Here is an 18,304-nt window from a genome sequence, read left to right on the forward strand (position 1 = left end):
CCATCTCGCTGACGATCATCGGCCTCGAAGCGGTCCTGGGCTACGCGGGCGTCGGTCTTGGCGCGGTCACGATGCTCTTCGTGTCCAACCCCCTGTCGGGGCTGGCCACGGGCTGGCAGTGGCTACCCAGCGGATGGGGCGAGCTCGGCCAGCTGCTCCCGGTGGGAGCCGCGGGCACCTTCCTGCGCTCGGTCGCGTACTTCGACGGCGCGGGCGCGGGCGCCTCCCCGTGGGTGCTCGCGGCATGGTGTACCGCCGGCGCGCTCCTGCTCGTCCTCGGGGCGTGGCGCAGCTCCCGCCAAAAGGCCTGAGCGGAGCCCTCACAGCCACCCCGATTACGTCGAACACGTCACTGTGAGCCCGACTACCCTCCTGTGACCGGGGTAGTCGGGCTCACGGTGACGTGTTCGCCATCGTGGCGCCCGGTGCACGCTACTCCCACAGGCCGCGCACCCGTGAGGCGCTGCGCACGACATGGTCGGGGAAGTGCGTCATGAGCCGTCCCGCCAGCGCAGCCTCGTCGCGCAGGTCCTCCCAGGTCACACGCTCAAAGCGCCAGCCCAGCGCGGTCACGAGGTCCTGCCGTCGCTTTTCCTCCCACAGGTCGTTGTTGCGCTCGTACTTCGCCCGTCCGTCGAACTCGACGGCGAGGCGCAGGTCCGGCCAGGCGAGGTCGATGAAGAACTCCGACATCCGGCCCCCAGGGCCGCTGGGGGTGACGGGCCGCTGCAGCACCGGGGCGGGCAGGCCCAGGGTGAGGACGAAACGGCGCAGAACCGACTCTCCCGGCGACTCGGCGTAGGGGCTCGCGATGGCCGCCACCGCCCGGGCGCGCGCGGCGCCTCGGCGCGGACCCTGCGCTTCCACCGCGGCGAGCAGCTCCGCCCTGGCCCGCCTCCACCGGGCCGCGCCGACCTCAGGACGGAAGCGGTCCGGGCGGCACAGGGCCCGCATCGCCGCGTCAAGGACGCAGATGGACTCGCGGGCGGGCAGGTCGAAGGCGCAGTCGACCGCGGTGCGCATGAGCGTGGAGACCGGAAGGCCGTTGACAACCGTCGTCTCTTGCTCTCCCAGGGAGGAACGACGTTTGCGAATGCTGCACGACCGCCCTGAGGTGGACTCGCAGGGCAGGCGGTCGGGGCGGAAGACGATCGGCTCCAGGGGGCGGACGGTCCGGCCGGGGGTTGCTGGTACCGCGACCCGCACGTCCGGCTCGCCGTCCCACAGCCACAGGCCGTGGACGAGTGCCGCGGCCTCGTGGGTGAGGGCCACGGCCGAGGGCACGCAGTGGACTGCCGCCACGCAGCGAGCCAGCGCGACCTCGCGCCGTTGCGCCCACACGGGCAGGCCCGGCGTGGGTCGGAGCCGGACGCCGGGCGCGATCCGCAGGAGACCGGGGTCCCGGCTGGAGGCCCGGGAGGGTCGGCGGGCGCAGGACAGGTGGATCTCGGGGAGGGTGGGGGGGCTCAGGTACGGTGCTCATCACACGAGCGTGCGCCTGACAGGCGCAGATCTGCTCCGGCTCTCCACAAGCTCCTCCCCGCCCCCTGCACGAACGCCTCCTGTGGAGCACCTCGGACCCGGGCGCAGACCGGCCCGCCCTCCCCGACGGCGTCGAACACGTCACTGTGCGCCCGACTACCCTCCTTTTACCGGGGCACTCGGGCGCACAGTGACGTGTTCGGCCTGCGCGACGCTCACGCGCCCCTCTGTGCGATCGCAGCAGTCGCCCGACGGTGACGAACGACTTATCCGCTGCCTCCGGCGGAACTGTTTCCGCGTTGGTATGAAACCTCGTAATTGGTGCCCGCGTCACCCAGGCTGTCACGGATCGCTCCATCGAACTGACCATCTGGATCCTCAACGAACTTGGTATAGAGCCGATCCAGAGCCTCTGGGCTCAACTTCGTGGGGTCCACCCCCTTCTCCGTGACTAGACCCGGCACCGCAGCGTTCGCCTGCTCCGCCGGGATGACTCCCATACTGACAAGCTGCACCACGGTGCTCACCACGCTCGCCCGGTTTCCATCCCGCATCATGCCCTCGCTCTCGTTGAGAGCTCGAGCCAGATTCTGCGTCAGTTGCTCACTCATAGCTGTCCGCCCAGCATCGGCCGCCCTTCCGATACCATACCCCCATATCTTAGCAACCTCCTCTCCAGGCCCTGGTAGGAATCCGGATCCAGCGCACAACGCGTCGATGATGATCTTGTTGCGCTTGTCAGTCTCTGCAGCATCTCCCTCCACTCCGGCTCGACTCGCCCCCAAAAAGAATGCTCTGGTTGCTGAATTCGCCTCGATCGCCACCTCCAGGGACGCACCACCGCCTGTCCGGTAGTTAGCAGCCGCGAACATCATTCGCGCCCGCTGCAGATCAGCCACGGAATCAGCCACGGTCTTGAGATGGCCCTCGTCCCGCGAGACCTCCCGGACAACTCCTGCGAGCCCCTTGGTACTGAAGTTAGGTTGATAACTTGTCCCTGCCGTCCACGCGGGCGCACCCGAGCTCTGCTTCTGATCCGGGAGATCCGGACCCATGTCTCTCGGGTCGTCCGCCTGTCTGGCGGCGGCGTCGGCAGCATAAGGGTAGTTTGCCAGCGTCTCACTCAGATTCCCTTGAGTACGATCTGAGACCTTGACTCCTGACTCACCGATTCCATTGACGACCCCTGAGGCGATCACCGCTGCCTGCTTTGACTCCAGAGTCGGCGGATGATCGTCGTCAACAACCTGCCTCGCATACTTGTTCGAAGTGCTCGCAGCCAGTCCTGACCACGTGTCCGTCCACTCATTTTCTCCGAGGTCATGGCGGCTCATGAGTTCTCGGACCCGAGCGACGTCCTTGGCGTTCCCCTCACGGCCGCCGAGAAACTCGACCGCCGCCCCAGGATCTGCACCCATCGCGTCGAGCACACCTTGCAAGGGCTCGGATGACTGAGCGGGCAGATGGTCACCCAGTCCGCCAATCTGACCATTAGCCTCTCGAGCGCTTGCCGCTTTGATGTCCTTCCAGGGAAGTTCCTCCATGCCGCGACCGAGATTGACCAGGAACTCTCTTCCGAAAGAAAGGTCATTGACGCCGTCCCGGTTTGCGTCCTGCCGGCCGAGCATGGCGTTGAGGACAGTAATACGCCCCCAGTCCTTCTCGTTCCTCACAGAATTAACAAGCGCCTCCGACACCTCTTTGCTACGCTTTTTGTCCCACGTCGTTGACGCAGTCGCCAGCACCCCGCCTAGGTGCTTTGCCATATCCAGCCCGGAATTAGGAATCGCCTCATCCTCTCTGCCAGATACAGGATCGCGAGCGGTATATGCCCTCTTTATCGAGAGCGGAATCTGCGTAAGATTCTCCGGACCTATTTCGAAAACGAGTCCGTTTGCATAGGCCTTGTTCTTCTTGTGCTTCTTGATCGACTCGAGCAACTCTTCATATCTTCTCCCACTCGGCAAACGACCCGACGACTTCCTCTCCTTGAGATCCTTCAGGTCTTTGGCGTCCACCATCGCTGCCCCCCAGTTCTCGAGGTCTGCCGGCGAGTCGATCCGCACGCCCTCATGGACGTCAATTTCTATTTCGCCGTCCGCATTCATGGGAGCAATTTGATTGTCGCTGATTCGAAGAATTGTGTTTTTGCAGGACTCGACGCGGTCCGCTGTCGCGCGCAGATCGTCAATTCTGCGGCTGATCAGCGTAAGAAACGAGTCGACACCGGAGCCGCTCATTGGATCATTAAGATCGAAGCTAGTTCGATCAATATTATTCTTCGCAGAGCCCGCGTCATCCCCGAAGTCTCGCAGCGCCTTGATCTTATCTGATAATTTTCCTGGATTCATGAACAACGTAGCCACAAGATCACCTCATCTGTTCGGCCATTTTGCTTCATCGGATTCAGAGTCCACCTTTTCCGGTAGTGCTGCGATCTGAGTCTCGATGCTTTCTGTGAGATCCACGAACACGGAGGTCGCCGCCGCAACCCTGGATCTGACCTCGTCATTCATGGAGTCCGCCAAGGTGCTTCGCCACGTGTCTTTTGCGTTGATGTAGCCTCCGGAGGCGCTTGCATCTTTAGCGACTCCGGACTCAGGAATCCCCGATTCGTCGCCTTGCATTCCGAGACCTTGAAGTTCCTGCGCCACACATTCTCGCAATTTCACCAAAGCGACCCTCCTAGGGTTGTCGACGTCTGCCACGGCACCCTCCTTCCTTGTCATTAACCGCATTGCGGCGCCACTTCTCATGAAGTCGACACACAACTGTGACGCACCGCAACCATGGTTACACTCTTGTCGCACTGTTGCGTATGGGGACCTCAACCCATGCGACACTCGCACCCACTTATGTCCGAAGGATGCCCTGAGCGACTCGTCATCAATCCGTTCTTGTCAATGCTTGTTGTTCACCTTGCGGATGATTAGGGACGTGGCAGCGACACTAGAGACGGCGGAAGCGTCGAGAGGCGGCTGGCTTGAAGCTTTGACAGTACTTGAACAGGAGCTGAGTTCTGACCTGATACTCGCAGGGTGGTCTGCATGAGGTTGTAGGTGATGTTGTTTGGGCAGGGTCTGGTGCCATTGACTGGCGCGACGCTCACGCGCCCCTCTGCCCCGCACCGCCGCCACCCCGAGCCCACCAGCCCACGCACGCGGCGGTTTGACGCACCGTGCGCGCCTCGGGGTAGGCTCCGTCCATGACCTCCTCGACGCGACAGACCCGTACCCCGCAGGTGCGCGCCCTTGTCACGCGTCGAATGCGCATGCGCTGACAGCGCCAGCCGTCGCTGTTCCTCCGAGTAACGGTCAGAGTCCGAGCCGCCCGAGGGCCGCTCGTCGCACTCCGCGGCACCCCAGGGTCCGTGTTCATCCCTCCCCCACCGTCACTGACGCGCCCGACCGCGCGTCGGCGCCCGCGCGCGCCGCCCCGAAGGAGCACCCGCATGCACTCCGCCCACCGACCCTCCCCCTCCTGTCCCCAGGCCCGTCCGGACACCGCCTCCGAGGCAGCCGCGACGGCCGCGCCTTCTGGCTCACCGACCCTGACCTGCCCGTCCGCCTTCGACCTCGTCCACGACCGCACCGGCACCGGCTCCCTCAAGTGGGACTTCGCCGCCCAGCGAGGACGACCGGCCTCCGCCCTGCCGCTGTGGGTGGCCGACATGGACCACCAGGCACCTGCCTGCGTCACCTCGGCCCTGCTGTGGCGGGTACGCCACGGGATCTTCGGCTACTCCGAGCCCGACGACGCCTACGACGCCGCCCTCGTGGGCTGGTTCTCCCGCCGCTACGACTGGGAGATCGACCCGGGATGGAACGTCGTCACCCCCGGGGTCGTGCCCGCCCTGGCCCTGGCGGTACGGGCCCTGTCCGACCCCGGGGAGGCGATCGTCATCGAGGAGCCGGTGTACTACCCCTTCCGCGAGGTCGTCGAGGACAACGGGCGCACGGTCGTGTCGGTGCCGCTCGTGCGCGGGGCCGACGGCGTCTACCGCCGGGACGCCGCTGCCCTCGAGGAGGCCCTGTCGAGCACGGGGGCGCGACTGCTCCTCCTGTGCAACCCGCACAACCCGGTGGGCCGCGTGTGGTCGCGGGCCGAGCTGTGCGAGCTGGCGGAGATCACCGGACGTCACGCGGTGAGGGTCGTGGCCGACGAGATCCACGCCGACCTCGCCCTGCCGGGCAGGCGCACGACCCCCTTCGCCTCCCTGGGCCCCGAGATCGCGGCGCGCACGATCACCTGCACCTCGCCGTCGAAGGCCTTCAACCTCGCGGGGCTGCAGGTCGCCAACATCCTCATCGCCGACCCCGACCTGCGCGAGGCCTTCAGCCGCGAGCTCGCCGCCACGGGCTACTCCCAGCCCAACGCCCTGGGCCTGACAGCCTGCCGCGCGGCCTACGAGTCGGGCGACGCCTGGCTCGACGAGCTGCGTGAGCACATCGCCGAGGCGCGCCGCCACGTCGTCGAGCGCCTTGAGACGATCCCCGGGGTCGAGGCGGGCCCCTGCGAGGGCACCTACCTGCTGTGGCTCGACTGCTCGGGGCTGCTCGAGGCATCGCGCCTCCAGGCCGGCGAGCTCGACGCGTTCCTCACCCAGGAGGCGGGCCTGTGGCTCGACGACGGCGCGATCTTCGGCGCCGGCGGGGCGGGCTTCACCCGGATCAACGTCGCCTGCCCGCGCGCCACCCTCGACCAGGCCCTGGACCGGCTGGCCGCCGGGGTCGAGGTCCTCCTCTCCCGCCGGGACGGACGCCCCGTCCCCCTGTCCGCCTGACCCCGAGATCGGGACAAATGACACCCCGAGATCGGGACTCATGACACCCCGAGATTGGGACTAATGACACCGCGAGATCGCCGCATCCTGCCCGGCCCCACGACCCAGGACCACTCATGAGCCACTCCCCCCAGCACACCGTGCCCTCCAACCCCGCCTACGACGACCGCTCCGGTTGTCGCAGCGCGCCGATCCACCACCATCCCTCGTGGGCCTCATGGGCCGAGCAGTCCGAGTCCTGGGGGACCGACACGGTGCTGGCCCACGTCGGCACCTCCACCGACCCGACCACCGGGGCGATCACCACCCCGATCCACCTGTCAACCGCCTTCGGCCACCCGGGCATGCGCCAGTCCACCGGCTACGACTACACCCGCACCGCCGCCCCGACCCGCGACGTCCTCCAGGACGCCCTGGCCCGGCTCGACGGCGGGGCCGCCGGCTTCGCCCTGACCTCCGGGATGGCGGCCGTCCAGCTGGCCGTCACCACCCTGGCCCCCCCAGGGTCCCGTATCGTCGCGCTCGAGGACCTCTACGGCGGCACCTTCCGCTACCTGGCGGTGCTGGCCGAGCAGGGCGTCTACGAGGTCGACTTCGTCGTCGGCCCCGAGGGGCTGCGCGAGGCCCTTGAGCGCCCCGCCTCCCTCGTGCTCATCGAGACGCCGACCAACCCGATGATGGTCCAGATCGACATCGCCGAGGCCGCGAGGTGGGCCCACGACGCCGGCGCGCTCCTGGCCGTCGACAACACCTTCTACACCCCGGTCATCTGCCGTCCCCTCGAGCTGGGCGCCGACATCGCGGTGTACTCGGCAACGAAGTACCTCGGGGGCCACAACGACCTCATGGCGGGCACCCTCGTCGTGGCCGACCCGGCGCTGGGGGAGCGGCTCCAGTACATGCTCAACACGACCGGAGCGAACCTCGGGCCCTTCGACGCCTTCCTCCTTCTGCGCGGGCTCAAGACCCTCGCGCTGCGCATGGAGCGTCACGAGTCCAACGCCGCGCGGGTCGTGTCCTTCCTCGAGTCCAGCCCGCACGTCACGCGCGTGCTCTACCCCGGGCGCTCGGGCATGGTGTCCTTCGAGCTGGCCGAGGACGTCGACGTCTCCGTCTTCCTGGAGTCAGTGCGCGTGTTCACCTTCGCCGAGTCCCTGGGCGGGGTGGAGTCCCTCGTCACCTGCCCGAGCGTCCAGACCCACGCGGACGTGCCGCCGGAGGTCCGGGCGGCCTACGGGCTGAGCGACCGTCTCATGCGCCTGAGCGTGGGGATCGAGGACCCCAAGGACCTGGTGGCCGACCTGCGCCAGGCCCTCGAGACCGCTCGGGCCACCGAGACGTCGTCGGGGCAGCGGGCCTGACCCCGGCCACGCAAGCCGGCCCGGTAGCCGAGGCGGCTCCCGTGGCCCGGTCGCGCCTCAGGGCCCGGAGGCCGCCCGGACCACCTGGCGATCACCGGAACGCCACCCGGACCGCCGGGCCGTCCCTGTCTCACCAAGACACCGGGACCGGTGCCCCCTCGCGGTAGCCCGAGGCGGACTGGATGCCGATGACGGCCTTGGAACGGAACTGCTCGATGCTCTCCGCCCCGGCGTAGGACAGGGCGGAGCGCACCCCGGCGATGATCGAGTCGATGATGTCCTCCACCCCGGGGCGGGCGGGGTCGAGGTACATCCGCCCGGCGCTGATTCCCTCCTCGAACAGCCCCTTGCGCGCCCGCTCGAAGGCGTCCTCCCCGGCCGTGCGGTGCTGGACGGCGCGGGCCGAGGCCATCCCGAAGGACTCCTTGTAGGCCCGCCCCTGGGCGTCGTGCTGGATGTCTCCCGGGGACTCGTGGGTCCCGGCGAACCAGGAGCCGACCATGACGTTGGAGGCCCCGGCAGCCAGGGCCAGGGCGACGTCGCGCGGGTGGCGCACGCCGCCGTCGGCCCACACGTGGGCGCCCAGGCGGTCGGCCTCCTCGGCGCACTCCAGGACGGCGGAGAACTGGGGGCGCCCGACGCCGGTCTGCATGCGGGTCGTGCACATGGCGCCGGGGCCCACGCCGACCTTGACGATCGAGGCCCCCGCCTCGACCAGGTCGCGCACCCCGGCGGCCGACACGACGTTGCCCGCGACGACCGGCAGACCCTCGGGAAGCGCCGCGCGCACGGCCGTCACCGCCTCGACCATCCGGTCCTGGTGGCCGTGGGCGGTGTCGACGACGAGGACGTCGACACCGGCCTCGACGAGGTCGGCGGCCTTGCGGGCGACGTCGCCGTTCATGCCGATGGCGGCGCCCACCCGCAGGCGGGAGGAGGCGTCGACGGCGGGGGCGTAGATCGTCGCGCGGACCGCGCCGGAGCGGGTGAGCAGCCCGACGAGCCTGCCGGAGGCGTCGACGACGGGCGCCAGGCGACGGTGCGCGCTCTTGAGACGGGCGAAGGCCTCACGCGGGTCGATCCCCTCGGGCAGGGTGAGCAGCTCGGTGCTCATCACCTCACGCACCTGGGTGAAGCGGTCGACGTCGGAGACGTCCCCGACGTCGACCAGTCCCACGGGCACGCCGGTGTCCGGGTCGATGACGACGGCGGCGCCGTGGGCGCGCTTGGGGATGAGACCGAGGGCGTAGCCGCAGGTGTGGTGCGGCTTGACGACGACGGGGGTGTCGTACAGGAGGTGGGAGGACTTGACCCGCGAGACGGTGTCCGCCACGACGTCGAGGGGGATGTCCTGCGGGATGACCGTCAGCCCGCCGCGCCTGGCCACCGTCTCCGCCATGCGCTTGCCCGCCACGGCGGTCATGTTGGCCACGACCAGCGGGATCGTCGTGCCCGACCCGTCCTGGGTCGACAGGTCGACGGCGGTGCGGGAGTGGACCGCCGAGCGCGAGGGGACCATGAAGACGTCGTCGTAGGTGAGGTCGAAGGTCGGCGTCATGCCGTTGAGGAACTGCACCCGTCGATCCTAGCCGCCGCCCCTGGGCGCCCGGGTGGGGATCGAGGCCGCCCCCCGCACCCCTGCCCCTCCCCCTGTCTTTCGCGAGATCGGGACTTATGGCACCTCGAGTTCGCCGCATCTGGTACGTCCGACGACGGGGCACCAGATTCGGTGAACGGCGATGCCCGCGCTCCCGTCCTTCCGTGTCATATGTCCCGATCTCGCGGTGTCATTAGTCCCGATCTCGCGGTGTCATTAGTCCCGATCTCGCGGTGTCATTAGTCCCGATCTCGCGGTGGGGCGCCGAGGCTCAGCGTGTGCGTGTCGCGGTCGTGATCCAATCGTGATCTCGTTCTCGGGGAGGATGCTGCCTCCCGCGACCCCAGAGGACAGTGGGTCCATGAGACGCATGAGACGCTCATTGACCTGTGCCCTGACAACCGCCGCATGCCTGACCCTGACCGCCACCGCCTGCCAGCCCCTGAGCCCGTCCACCTCCACCGACCCCGCCACTGCTGCCGCCACCGAACCCGCCGCGGCCGCAAGCACCTCCCCGAGCCAGCCCACCCCCCAGGTCGACTCCCCCTCGGCCTCCCCGTCCCCCGCCGCGGAGGCGGCGAGCAGTGCCCCCGCGGAGCCGGCGCCCTCCCCGTCCCCCGCCGCGGAGGCGGCGAGCAGTGCCCCCGCGGAGCCGGTGGCCTCGCCCTCCCCCGCCGAGCCCACGAGCCAGCCCTCGAGCCAGCCCACGAGCCAGCCCTCGAGCCAGGTCCCCTCGGGCCTGGAGACGTTCTACGCCCAGGAGCTCGCCTGGGGTGAGTGCTCTGACGGCTCGAGCGGCTACCAGTGCGCGACGTTGACCGTGCCGCTGGACTACTCCGACCCGTCCGGCCAGACGATCACGGTCGCCCTCAAGCGGCTTCCGGCCTCGGACGGGCACGCCGAGAACGGCTCGCTGTTCCTCAACCCCGGCGGGCCGGGAGGCAGCGGCCTGTCCTACCTCACCGAGGTCACGCCCTTCCTGCCCGCCGATCTGCTGGCCTCCTACGACGTCATCGGCTTCGACCCGCGGGGCGTGGGGGCGTCGACGCCGATCACCTGCTGGAGCTCGGAGGACCTCGCCAGTGTCGAGGCCGGGACCCCGGGATACGCCCCCGTGGACGACGGCGCGCTCACCGAGGCACCCGAGCTCGACACCTCCCCCCAGTCCGAGGCGGAGGCTGAGACCGCTCCGGCTGCCGCTGGTGACACCGCCGAGGCGGCCGTGTCCGACGGCCGGGAGGCGGCCGCGCTGTGCGAGCAGCACTCCGAGGTCCCCGAGCTGCTCGACCACATGGACGCCACGACCGTGGCCCGGGACATGGACGTCATGCGCGACGTCGTGGGAGATGAGCGGCTCGCCTACCTCGGCGTCTCCTACGGCACCTACCTGGGCTCCGTCTACGCCGAGCAGTTCCCCGGCAACGTGGGCCGGTTCGTCCTCGACTCGGCGATGGACCCGGCGCTGACCCGCGCCGAGATCCACGAGGGCAACATGTCCTCCAAGGAGAGCACGGTCCACGCCTACGTCGAGTCCTGCCTGGGGTCGGGCCAGTGCCCGCTGAGCGGGACCACGCAGGAGGCTGTCGCCCAGCTGACCGCCTTCCTCGACGGCCTGGACGCCAGCCCTCTGTCGGTCGCCGGCTCGGCCACCGGCCTCAACCGGGCGACGACGGTCTCCCTCATCCACGCCTTCACCACCGACGACCCCCAGTACTGGCCCCACCTGACCCAGGCACTGACCCCGGCCCTCACCGAGCACAACGGCACCGAGCTCGTCACCCAGGCCAACCTCCTGGCCTCGGCCGGGCAGAACGAGGCGGATGACTCCGAGGCGACGAGGCCCATCGAGGACGTCCTCACCGCGATGTGGAACTCGGAGTACGCCCTGCTCGCCGTGCACTGCTCGGACTACCCGGAAACCGGTGACCTGGCCTCCTGGGACGCGCAGGCCGCCGAGCTCCGTGCTGCCTACCCGATCTCGTACGACAAGACAGGTGCCTACATGGACGCCTTCTGCCACGGCTGGGGCCACGGCTCCGGGGCGCGCGAGCCCGCCGCCGTGTCCGCCGAGGGCTCCGGGCCGATCCTCGTCGTCGGTAACACCCTCGACCACCGCACCCCGTACGCCTGGGCCGAGGACCTGGTCGGCCAGCTCGACAACGGGCACCTGCTCACGGTCGAGGCCGCGATCCACGGTCAGCTCGGGGCCAACACCTGCTCGACCGGGCAGATGAGCGAGTTCCTTGTCACCGGTGCGCTGCCGGAAGCCGGGCAGACCTGCCCGGCCGACCCCCTGCCGCCCCTGGAGGGCTGAGCCCGGCCGGGGCCGGCGCGGAGCCCGGCGGTCACCGGGGACCGGCTGGGACCAGCCCCCGGTCCCAGCCGGTCCCAGCCGGTCCCAGTCGGTCCCAGCCGAGCCCGGCAGTAGCCACGAGCCGGTCCCTGCTCCGGTGCCAGCCAATCCCGGGCTGGCACCGGAGCAGGGACCGAGGTCAGCCGAGCTCAGGCGAGGTCAGGCGCGCGAGATCCGGGAGGCCTCGGCCACCTGCTCGGGGGTCGGGCGCACTCCCGTGTAGAGGGCGAACTGCTCGGCGGCCTGGAGAGCGATGACCTCGGCCCCGCTGATGACCGGCTTGCCCGCGGCCTCCGCGGCGCGCACGAGCGGTGTGCGCGAGGGGAAGGCGACGACGTCGAAGACGGTCCGGGCGGCCTCCATGAGCTCGGGCCCCACAGGCAGGTCGTTCTCGGCCGGGCCACCCGCCATGCCCACGGGGGTGGCGTTGAGGACGAGCTCGGCGGCACCGTCGGCCAGCTCCTCAGGGGAGGCGACCCACGCCCAGCCGTACTGCTCGGCCAGGGCCGGTCCGGAGGTGGCGTTGCGCGCCACGACCGTGCCCGGGCCGAAGCCCGCGTCGGTGAGCGCCGCGACGCAGGCCTTGGCCATCCCCCCTGCCCCGAGCACGGCGCAGGAGGTGCGGGGCACCTCGTGGGTGTCGAGGAGGGTGCGGATGGCGATGAAGTCGGTGTTGTAGGCGATGAGCCTGCCGTCGTCGTTGACGATCGTGTTGACCGACTCGATGGCGGTGGCCGAGGGCGTCATCTCGTCGACGAGGGCGATGACGTCCTCCTTCCAGGGCATGGACACCGAGCAGCCCCGGATACCCAGGGCCCGCACTCCACCGATGGCCGCGGCGATGTCCGTCGTCGTGAAGGCCTTGTAGACGAAGTCGAGGTCGAGCAGCTCGTAGAGGTGGTTGTGGAAGCGTGTACCGATGTTGGTGGGCCGCGCCGACAGGGAGATGCACAGGCGCGTGTCCTTCGAGATGTCCCGCATGGGCCCATCGTGCCAGCCCTGGGGAACCGACTCACCTGGTTCGGGGGCTCGGAGGCGTTGGAAAACGCCCCGTCGCCGACTCTTCAGCCGATGGCGGGGCGTTGGTGCGCCCGAAGGGATTCGAACCCCCAACCTTCTGATCCGTAGTCAGATGCTCTATCCGTTGAGCTACAGGCGCGATGTCGGAACCGACAGTCAGGAAGACTACCCGGGGCCCGAGGGTCCGCCAAATCGGGGACCCGTGAGTCTCAGCACATGGCGCTTCCTGTCTCGGCGGCTAGTCCCGACGACGGCGTACGGCGAGCAGCGCTCCTGCCAGGAGCAGGCCGGCAGCCACGACCCCTATGCCCACCGAGGCCCCGGTGCGCGCCAGGGAGGTCCCGCCCCCGCCGCGGGCCGAGACCCCCGCTCCCGAGACCCCCTGCCCTGAGGCCCCCGAGGCGCCGGTGGACGCGGAACCGATCGGGCCGCCGGAGCCGGCCGGGTCGCTCGGGGTCGCGGTGGTCGACGGGTCGGCCGTCCCGCCGGTCGGCGCGACCGGCGGCACCGAGGGCTGCTCCGCCGCGAGCTCCCCGGCCACCCGGATCTCGGCGGCCCCGACCGTCGTCGCCCCGCCCTGGGCGTTGGCCGGCTCGACGCGCAGGTAGCGGGCGGTCACCGGGGCGGGGAGCTCGAGGACCGCCGGCGCCCAGCGCGCGGGGTCGATCTGGCCGGAGGCCGCCTCGGTCCACGTCACCCCGTCCATCGAGGTCCGCACCGTCCAGCTCGTGGCGTGCGTCGAGGCGACCCCCTGGTCCGGGGTGTAGTGCACCCTGGTCAGGTCGTAGACGGCACCCAGGTCGATGTCGTACGCCGCGCCCTGGTCCTGGTTGACGGTCGTGAAGACGTTGTCGTCGACCAGCGCGCTCGCCTCGGTCGAGGACACGACGCTCAGCCCGGACTGGTCGACGTACCCCTCGGTCCGCCAGTCGATGCTCATCGTCGGGGAGGTCCACGTCGCCCAGTCCTCCTCGTCCTGGCCGTCCTCGCCCACGGGCAGGACCCTGACCCGCAGCTGGTACTGACCGGTGGGCGCCTGGCGCACCGCGCCCGTCGCGTCGAGATAGCTTCCGGTCCACACGAGCATCGGGGCGTCGGAGCGCACGTACCAGCTCTCGTCGACGGTGGCCTCGCCCAGGTCGGTGACGGTCCCGTCGGCGGCGACCGCGATGACCTCGAGCTGCGCGCCGCGGAAGGGGACGAGCGGCTCGATGACGACCCCGGGGCGGTCCTCGTACATCCCCTCGGTGGTCCGCGTCGAGCGGCCGAAGACGTAGGTGGAGGTGTCCACCGGGAGGCCGTCGGCGTCGACCACCGTCGTGTAGGGGCCGATGACCTCCGCCTGGGCGAGGTTGCCGCCCACCCCGGAGAAGGGGATGCGCACGACTCCCTGCGCGTCCCCGGAGGCGGGGGTCAGGACGATCCAGCCGCCGTAGAAGTCGCCGTCGTCGATCCCCGCCGGGGCCGAGATGGTCACGTCGATCGTCGCGGAGCCCCCGGCGGGCACCGTCACGCTCGACCCGTCCGTCGAGACGGTCGCCGGGGAGGAGGTGCCCCGCACGGGGGTCCACGAGTCGCCGGTGACGGTGACCGCGTCGGTGTGGCTCAGCCCGTAGGTCACCGCCGAGGAGGAGTGGTTGGTCAGCGTGACGGTCTGGGTGCGCCCGGCGGGGTGGTCCTGGGACTGGCCGAGGTTGAGCACGCCCGGGCTGGCCTCGAGCCCGGCCTCGATCGCCCTGTCGACGGCGATGAGACCGGCGCCCTGGCGGGCCACGGGCTCGAGCAGCGCGGTGTCGCCGGCCGCCTGCGTCCAGGTGACCGGGGTCGCGGTCGAGCGCAGTCGCCAGGCTGCCTCCTCAAAGGCCTGAAGGCCCTGGGCGTCCTTGATCTCCGGGTGGGCCTGGAGGATGAGGGCCACGGCGCCGGCGACGTGCGGGGCTGCCATCGAGGTGCCCGAGCGCGTCCGGCGCGGCCCGCCGTTCTCGATGGGCCAGGTCGACCAGATGAGGCCGCCGGGGGCCACGAGGTCAGGCTTGAGGGCCAGGTCGTCGTTGAGCCCCCACGAGGAGAATGCCGAGACGAGACCGGCGGTGGCGACGTCGAACTCCGCGTAGCCCTCGGAGAAGGTGACGGTCGAGCTGGCGCTCAGGCCCGCGCGGACCGCCTCGCCGTCCGACAGCGAGATGCCCACGACGGGCACGGAGATGACGGCACCGTCGTCGCCCTCCAGGACGGCCGCGAGGCTGCCCTCGACGTCGTTGTCGAGGATGACGCCGCTCGCACCGGCTCTCTGGGCGTTGAGGACCTTGTCCCGGAAGGAGCAGGCCCCGGCGCGTACGAGGACCGTCTTTCCGGTCAGGGAGCCGTCCTGCGGCGCCTGGCACAGCACCGAGGCGTCCGTCGGCTCGTCGGCGCCGTCGGCGGCCGGGTCACCCGAGGCGACGAGGTCGACGGCGACGTCGTCGTCGCGCACGACCTGCGCGGTCGACCCGGAGGCGACGGTGTAGTGGACCTGGCGGCCTGGGGTCGTGGACACCGAGAGGTAGAAGCTCATCTCGGCGGTGTTGTCGACGCTGCCCACCGCCAGGACGTGCTCGGCTGCGGCCGGCGCCCCCATCGTCCACCTGCCGTACTGCCCGACATTGCCCTGGGAGGTGGTGACGATGACTCCCTTGGAGGCGAGGTTCTCCGCCGCCACGGCCGTGGGGTAGTCGGAGAAGACGACGAACTCCGCGGCGATGGAGATGTTGACGACGTCCGCGCCGTCGGTGGCCGCGCGCTCCATGGCGGCGGCCATGATGTCGGCCCCCGTGCTGCCCTGGCAGCCGAAGACGCGGTAGACGGCGAGCTCGGCGTCAGGGGCGACGCCCCTGATCTGCTCGGTGCCCGGCTGCCCGTCCGCCGCCGCGATGCCCGCCACGTGGGTGCCGTGGCCGTTGCAGTCGTCGGGGTAGGCGTCCGGGGAGGTCGCGTACCGGGTGGCGATCGGGGCGGCCGGGTCCCCGAAGGCGTCGCCGACGAAGTCGTAGCCGGCCGTCACCTTCGCGGTGGGGAAGCTCGTCGACCCGTCGCCGGTGGCGGGCTCGGCCCCCGGCGTCCCCGTGCCGCCGAACTCCGGCAGGTCGTAGTCGACGCCCGTGTCGATGACGGCGATCCTCACCCCGTCACCGGTGTACCCGAGCCGGGACTGGGCGACGTCGGCGCCGGTCAGGCCCAGGGAGCTCGTCATCTGCGGGGTCGACTGGTCGGCGCCGTCCCCGGCGGCGGTGCCCCCCGACGGGTCAGTCTCCTCGGACTCCTCAGTCTCCTCGGACTCCTCGGAGCCGGGGCTGGGGATGACGACGACGGGCTGGATGGCCACGACCTCGTCGAGGGCGGCCAGGGCCTCGAGCTCGGTCTCGTCGACGTCGAGGGCCACGCCGTTCCACAGCGTCGCGTACTGGGTCCTCACGTCGGCGTCGATGCCGGCGTCGTCGATGGCCTCGACGAGAGCCTCCTGCTCCCGGTCGATCCGGGCCGCCGAGCCGCCGGCGCTCTGCGCCGGCTCGGCCAGCTCGACGAACCACCGTCCGGGGACGTTCTCCGCCCTCGAGCCGTCGGCCAGGGTGAGGGCGCGGGTGATCTTGGAGGAGGGGTCCGTGGCGGCGCCGGGGTCGCTCGGGGCCGCCGAGGACACCGGGGCCATGAGGAGGCAGGCCGCCAGGGCGGTGGCGGCAGCCGCGAGCAGGCGAGGTCGTGCTGGGATCGTGCGCACAGTTCAGCTTCCTGGGCGAGGGGGCGCGGGAGGCGCGGGGACGCGAGCCGGCGGCTCACGGGTGACGCTAGCGACTCACGGCGGATGAGGCAAAGAACACACCGTCGCGGCAGGCGCGACGCCCCGACGGTCGTCGAGGGAGGTCTGTGGCGGAGATGGGGAGATTCGAACTCCCGAGGGGTTTTATCCCCAACCTTCTTAGCAGGAAGGCGCACTAGGCCACTATGCGACATCTCCAGGGCCCGAGGCGGGCGCCAGCCAGCCTACCGGTCGGCGGTCCCGGCGGGCAAACCAGGCGAACCGGGTCGACCCGGTTCTCGCGGAGAGGGAGGGATTCGAACCCCCGGTGCGCCAGGCGCACAGCGGTTTTCAAGACCGCCACATTCGGCCGCTCTGTCACCTCTCCCGGCCCCGGACAGGCTGAGCCGCCGGGACAGGCCCCGACCTTATCACCCGCTCGCCCCCGGTCGTCCACCGGGAGCGAGGAGGGTCCGCCCGCGGCTCCCGTCAGGGCCTGCCGAACAGGCCCCGACGCCGGGCGGGCTGGGCCTTGATCGGGATGTGGGCGGCGGGCTTGTCCAGGCGCGCCTCGGCCAGGGCCTGCCCCATCGCCGGCCACACCGGCAGACGGGGGATGAGGGTGGTCTGCAGGGCGTGGTAGACGTCGGGGTGCCCCGCCCACGTGCGGGTCGAGGGGCGGTTGTCGCGGTCGAGCTCGTGGGTCCACACACCCGGTGAGGCGATGAGGAACTCCTCGGCGTAGTCGAGCCACGAGCGGTAGCAGTGCTCGTAGTGCTCGACCTCGATCTCGCCCCGGCCGTCGTCGAGCAGGGCCCTGCGGATGGCGGCGGCCGCGCTCACCCCCTCGCAGACCACCCAGTGCATCCGCTCGTGGACGACCGGCTCGCCGTTGAAGTCGGTCGTGTAGACGAAGCCCGGCGCACCGTCGACGCGCCACCCGTCCAGGCGCGCCCGCTCGAACAGCTCCTCGGCGGCGTCGAGCATCCAGTCGGGGACGGGCAGGGAGCGGGCCACGAGGGCGCCTCGGGCCTGGACGGTCAGGCGCGCCCACTCCAGGCCGTGGCCTGGGGTGACGCCGTAGGGGCGGAAGGGGTGGGCGGGCTCGTCCTTGTTGTAGTCCGGACGGGGGTGCCAGCTCGTGTCGTAGTGCTCGGGCAGGCGCCAGCCGTTGGCACGGGCCTGCACGTTGACCGCGAAGTCGATGATCTGGACCGCGCGCGTGAGCCAGGTGATGTCCCCGGTGACGTCGGTGGCGGCCAGGTAGGCCTCGACGGTGTGCATGGCGGCGTTGATGCCGCGGTAGGCCTCCGGGTCGGTGAAGTCGGCGGCGTAGGACTCCACGGGCATGCCGTAGGTGTCGTCCCACCAGTAGCGGTCCTGGGCGGCCATCGCCTCGCGCAGCAGCTCGTGGGCGCCGGGGCGGTCGGCGGCGGTGGCGGTGGCCGCAGCGAGCATGACGAAGGCGTGCTGGTAGCACTCCTTGCGGCCGTCGGGGTCGACCGGGACCCCGCGTCCCTCGGCGTCGAGGTCGTGGCGCACGGCGGAGTACCAGCCGCCCCGCTCGTGGTCGCGCATGACCTTGCTCAAGGAGCGCACGCCGTGGTCGGCGAAGCGCCGGCAGCCGGGGATGCCCATGAGGGCGCCCAGAGAGAAGGCGAAGGTCATGCGGCCGGTGATCCACAGCTCGACCGGGTGGGAGGTGTCCACCTCGCCGTCAGAGCCGATCCAGCCGAAGCCGGCGGGCACCGCCGCCCCGCGGGCGAAGCGAAGCAGTGCGTGCGTCTCGTCAGCCAGCCAGCGGTTGTGCTCGGGGGCGCCGAACCATCCCAGTCCCATGGAGTCCTCCTCGACCCGGTGCGTGCGGGGCGCCGACCCTGCCGGCCTCGATCCCGCGGCGCTCTACACGTCGCACGTTATCAGCCGTGTCCAGACC

General features: G+C 70.4%; 11 protein-coding genes and 3 tRNA genes. 4 read left to right on the forward strand and 10 right to left on the reverse strand.

The annotated features are described in order from the left end of the window. Positions 1-80 precede the first annotated feature (80 nt). Entirely contained in the window at positions 81-311 is a 231-nt protein-coding gene (locus EL245_RS13420; protein WP_197719391.1) for a hypothetical protein, read from the forward strand. A gap of 121 nt (positions 312-432) precedes the next feature. On the opposite strand, the gene EL245_RS07665 is transcribed toward EL245_RS13420, so the two are convergent. From EL245_RS07665 to EL245_RS07675, 3 genes are all read right to left on the reverse strand, one after another. Next, entirely contained in the window at positions 433-1,302 is an 870-nt protein-coding gene (locus EL245_RS07665; protein ID WP_232009657.1) for a hypothetical protein, read from the reverse strand. A 446-nt stretch (positions 1,303-1,748) separates the two neighbouring features. Then, entirely contained in the window at positions 1,749-3,848 is a 2,100-nt protein-coding gene (locus EL245_RS07670; protein ID WP_126382608.1) for a DUF6571 family protein, read from the reverse strand. 9 nt (positions 3,849-3,857) lie between these two features. Next, the gene (locus EL245_RS07675) at positions 3,858-4,190 is read right to left on the reverse strand and encodes a hypothetical protein (protein WP_126382609.1); all 333 of its coding nucleotides are present in this window, start codon (positions 4,188-4,190) and stop codon (positions 3,858-3,860) included. A 743-nt stretch (positions 4,191-4,933) separates the two neighbouring features. Between EL245_RS07675 and EL245_RS07680 the strand changes: the two genes are divergently transcribed. After that, positions 4,934-6,265 carry a MalY/PatB family protein gene (locus tag EL245_RS07680; RefSeq protein WP_126382610.1) on the forward strand — a complete coding sequence of 444 codons (1,332 nt, stop codon included), beginning with the start codon at positions 4,934-4,936 and terminating at the stop codon, positions 6,263-6,265. 116 nt (positions 6,266-6,381) lie between these two features. Further along, positions 6,382-7,626 (forward strand): trans-sulfuration enzyme family protein, encoded by a 1,245-nt coding sequence (locus EL245_RS07685; RefSeq protein WP_126382611.1) that lies wholly within the window; start codon positions 6,382-6,384, stop codon positions 7,624-7,626. Positions 7,627-7,756: 130 nt separating this feature from the next. Here the strand turns inward: EL245_RS07685 and EL245_RS07690 are convergent, their stop codons facing one another. Then, positions 7,757-9,202 carry a GuaB1 family IMP dehydrogenase-related protein gene (locus EL245_RS07690; protein ID WP_126382612.1) on the reverse strand — a complete coding sequence of 482 codons (1,446 nt, stop codon included), beginning with the start codon at positions 9,200-9,202 and terminating at the stop codon, positions 7,757-7,759. A gap of 391 nt (positions 9,203-9,593) precedes the next feature. Here EL245_RS07690 and EL245_RS07695 point away from each other — a divergent pair, with 391 nt between their 5' ends. Next, the gene (locus EL245_RS07695; RefSeq protein WP_126382613.1) at positions 9,594-11,537 is read left to right on the forward strand and encodes an alpha/beta fold hydrolase; all 1,944 of its coding nucleotides are present in this window, start codon (positions 9,594-9,596) and stop codon (positions 11,535-11,537) included. A 198-nt stretch (positions 11,538-11,735) separates the two neighbouring features. Here EL245_RS07695 and EL245_RS07700 read toward each other — a convergent pair whose 3' ends face one another. The 6 genes from EL245_RS07700 to EL245_RS07725 form a co-directional block, all read right to left on the reverse strand. Continuing rightward, a complete protein-coding gene (locus EL245_RS07700) occupies positions 11,736-12,557 on the reverse strand; it encodes a shikimate 5-dehydrogenase (protein ID WP_126382614.1) in 822 nt (273 codons plus the stop codon). Positions 12,558-12,659: 102 nt separating this feature from the next. Next, positions 12,660-12,735 (reverse strand) — tRNA-Arg (locus EL245_RS07705). 99 nt (positions 12,736-12,834) lie between these two features. Further along, positions 12,835-16,350, reverse strand: a complete 3,516-nt coding sequence (locus EL245_RS13855; protein ID WP_269471389.1) for a S8 family serine peptidase — start codon at positions 16,348-16,350, stop codon at positions 12,835-12,837. 147 nt (positions 16,351-16,497) lie between these two features. After that, positions 16,498-16,587: transfer RNA gene (locus tag EL245_RS07715), tRNA-Ser, on the reverse strand. 83 nt (positions 16,588-16,670) lie between these two features. Further along, positions 16,671-16,756 (reverse strand) — tRNA-Ser (locus tag EL245_RS07720). A gap of 101 nt (positions 16,757-16,857) precedes the next feature. Further along, positions 16,858-18,207: an AGE family epimerase/isomerase gene (locus tag EL245_RS07725; RefSeq protein ID WP_126382615.1), complete on the reverse strand. Its 1,350-nt coding sequence runs from the start codon at positions 18,205-18,207 to the stop codon at positions 16,858-16,860. Positions 18,208-18,304 lie beyond the last annotated feature (97 nt).

This window comes from Actinomyces howellii, from assembly GCF_900637165.1.
Lineage (GTDB): Bacteria > Actinomycetota > Actinomycetes > Actinomycetales > Actinomycetaceae > Actinomyces > Actinomyces howellii.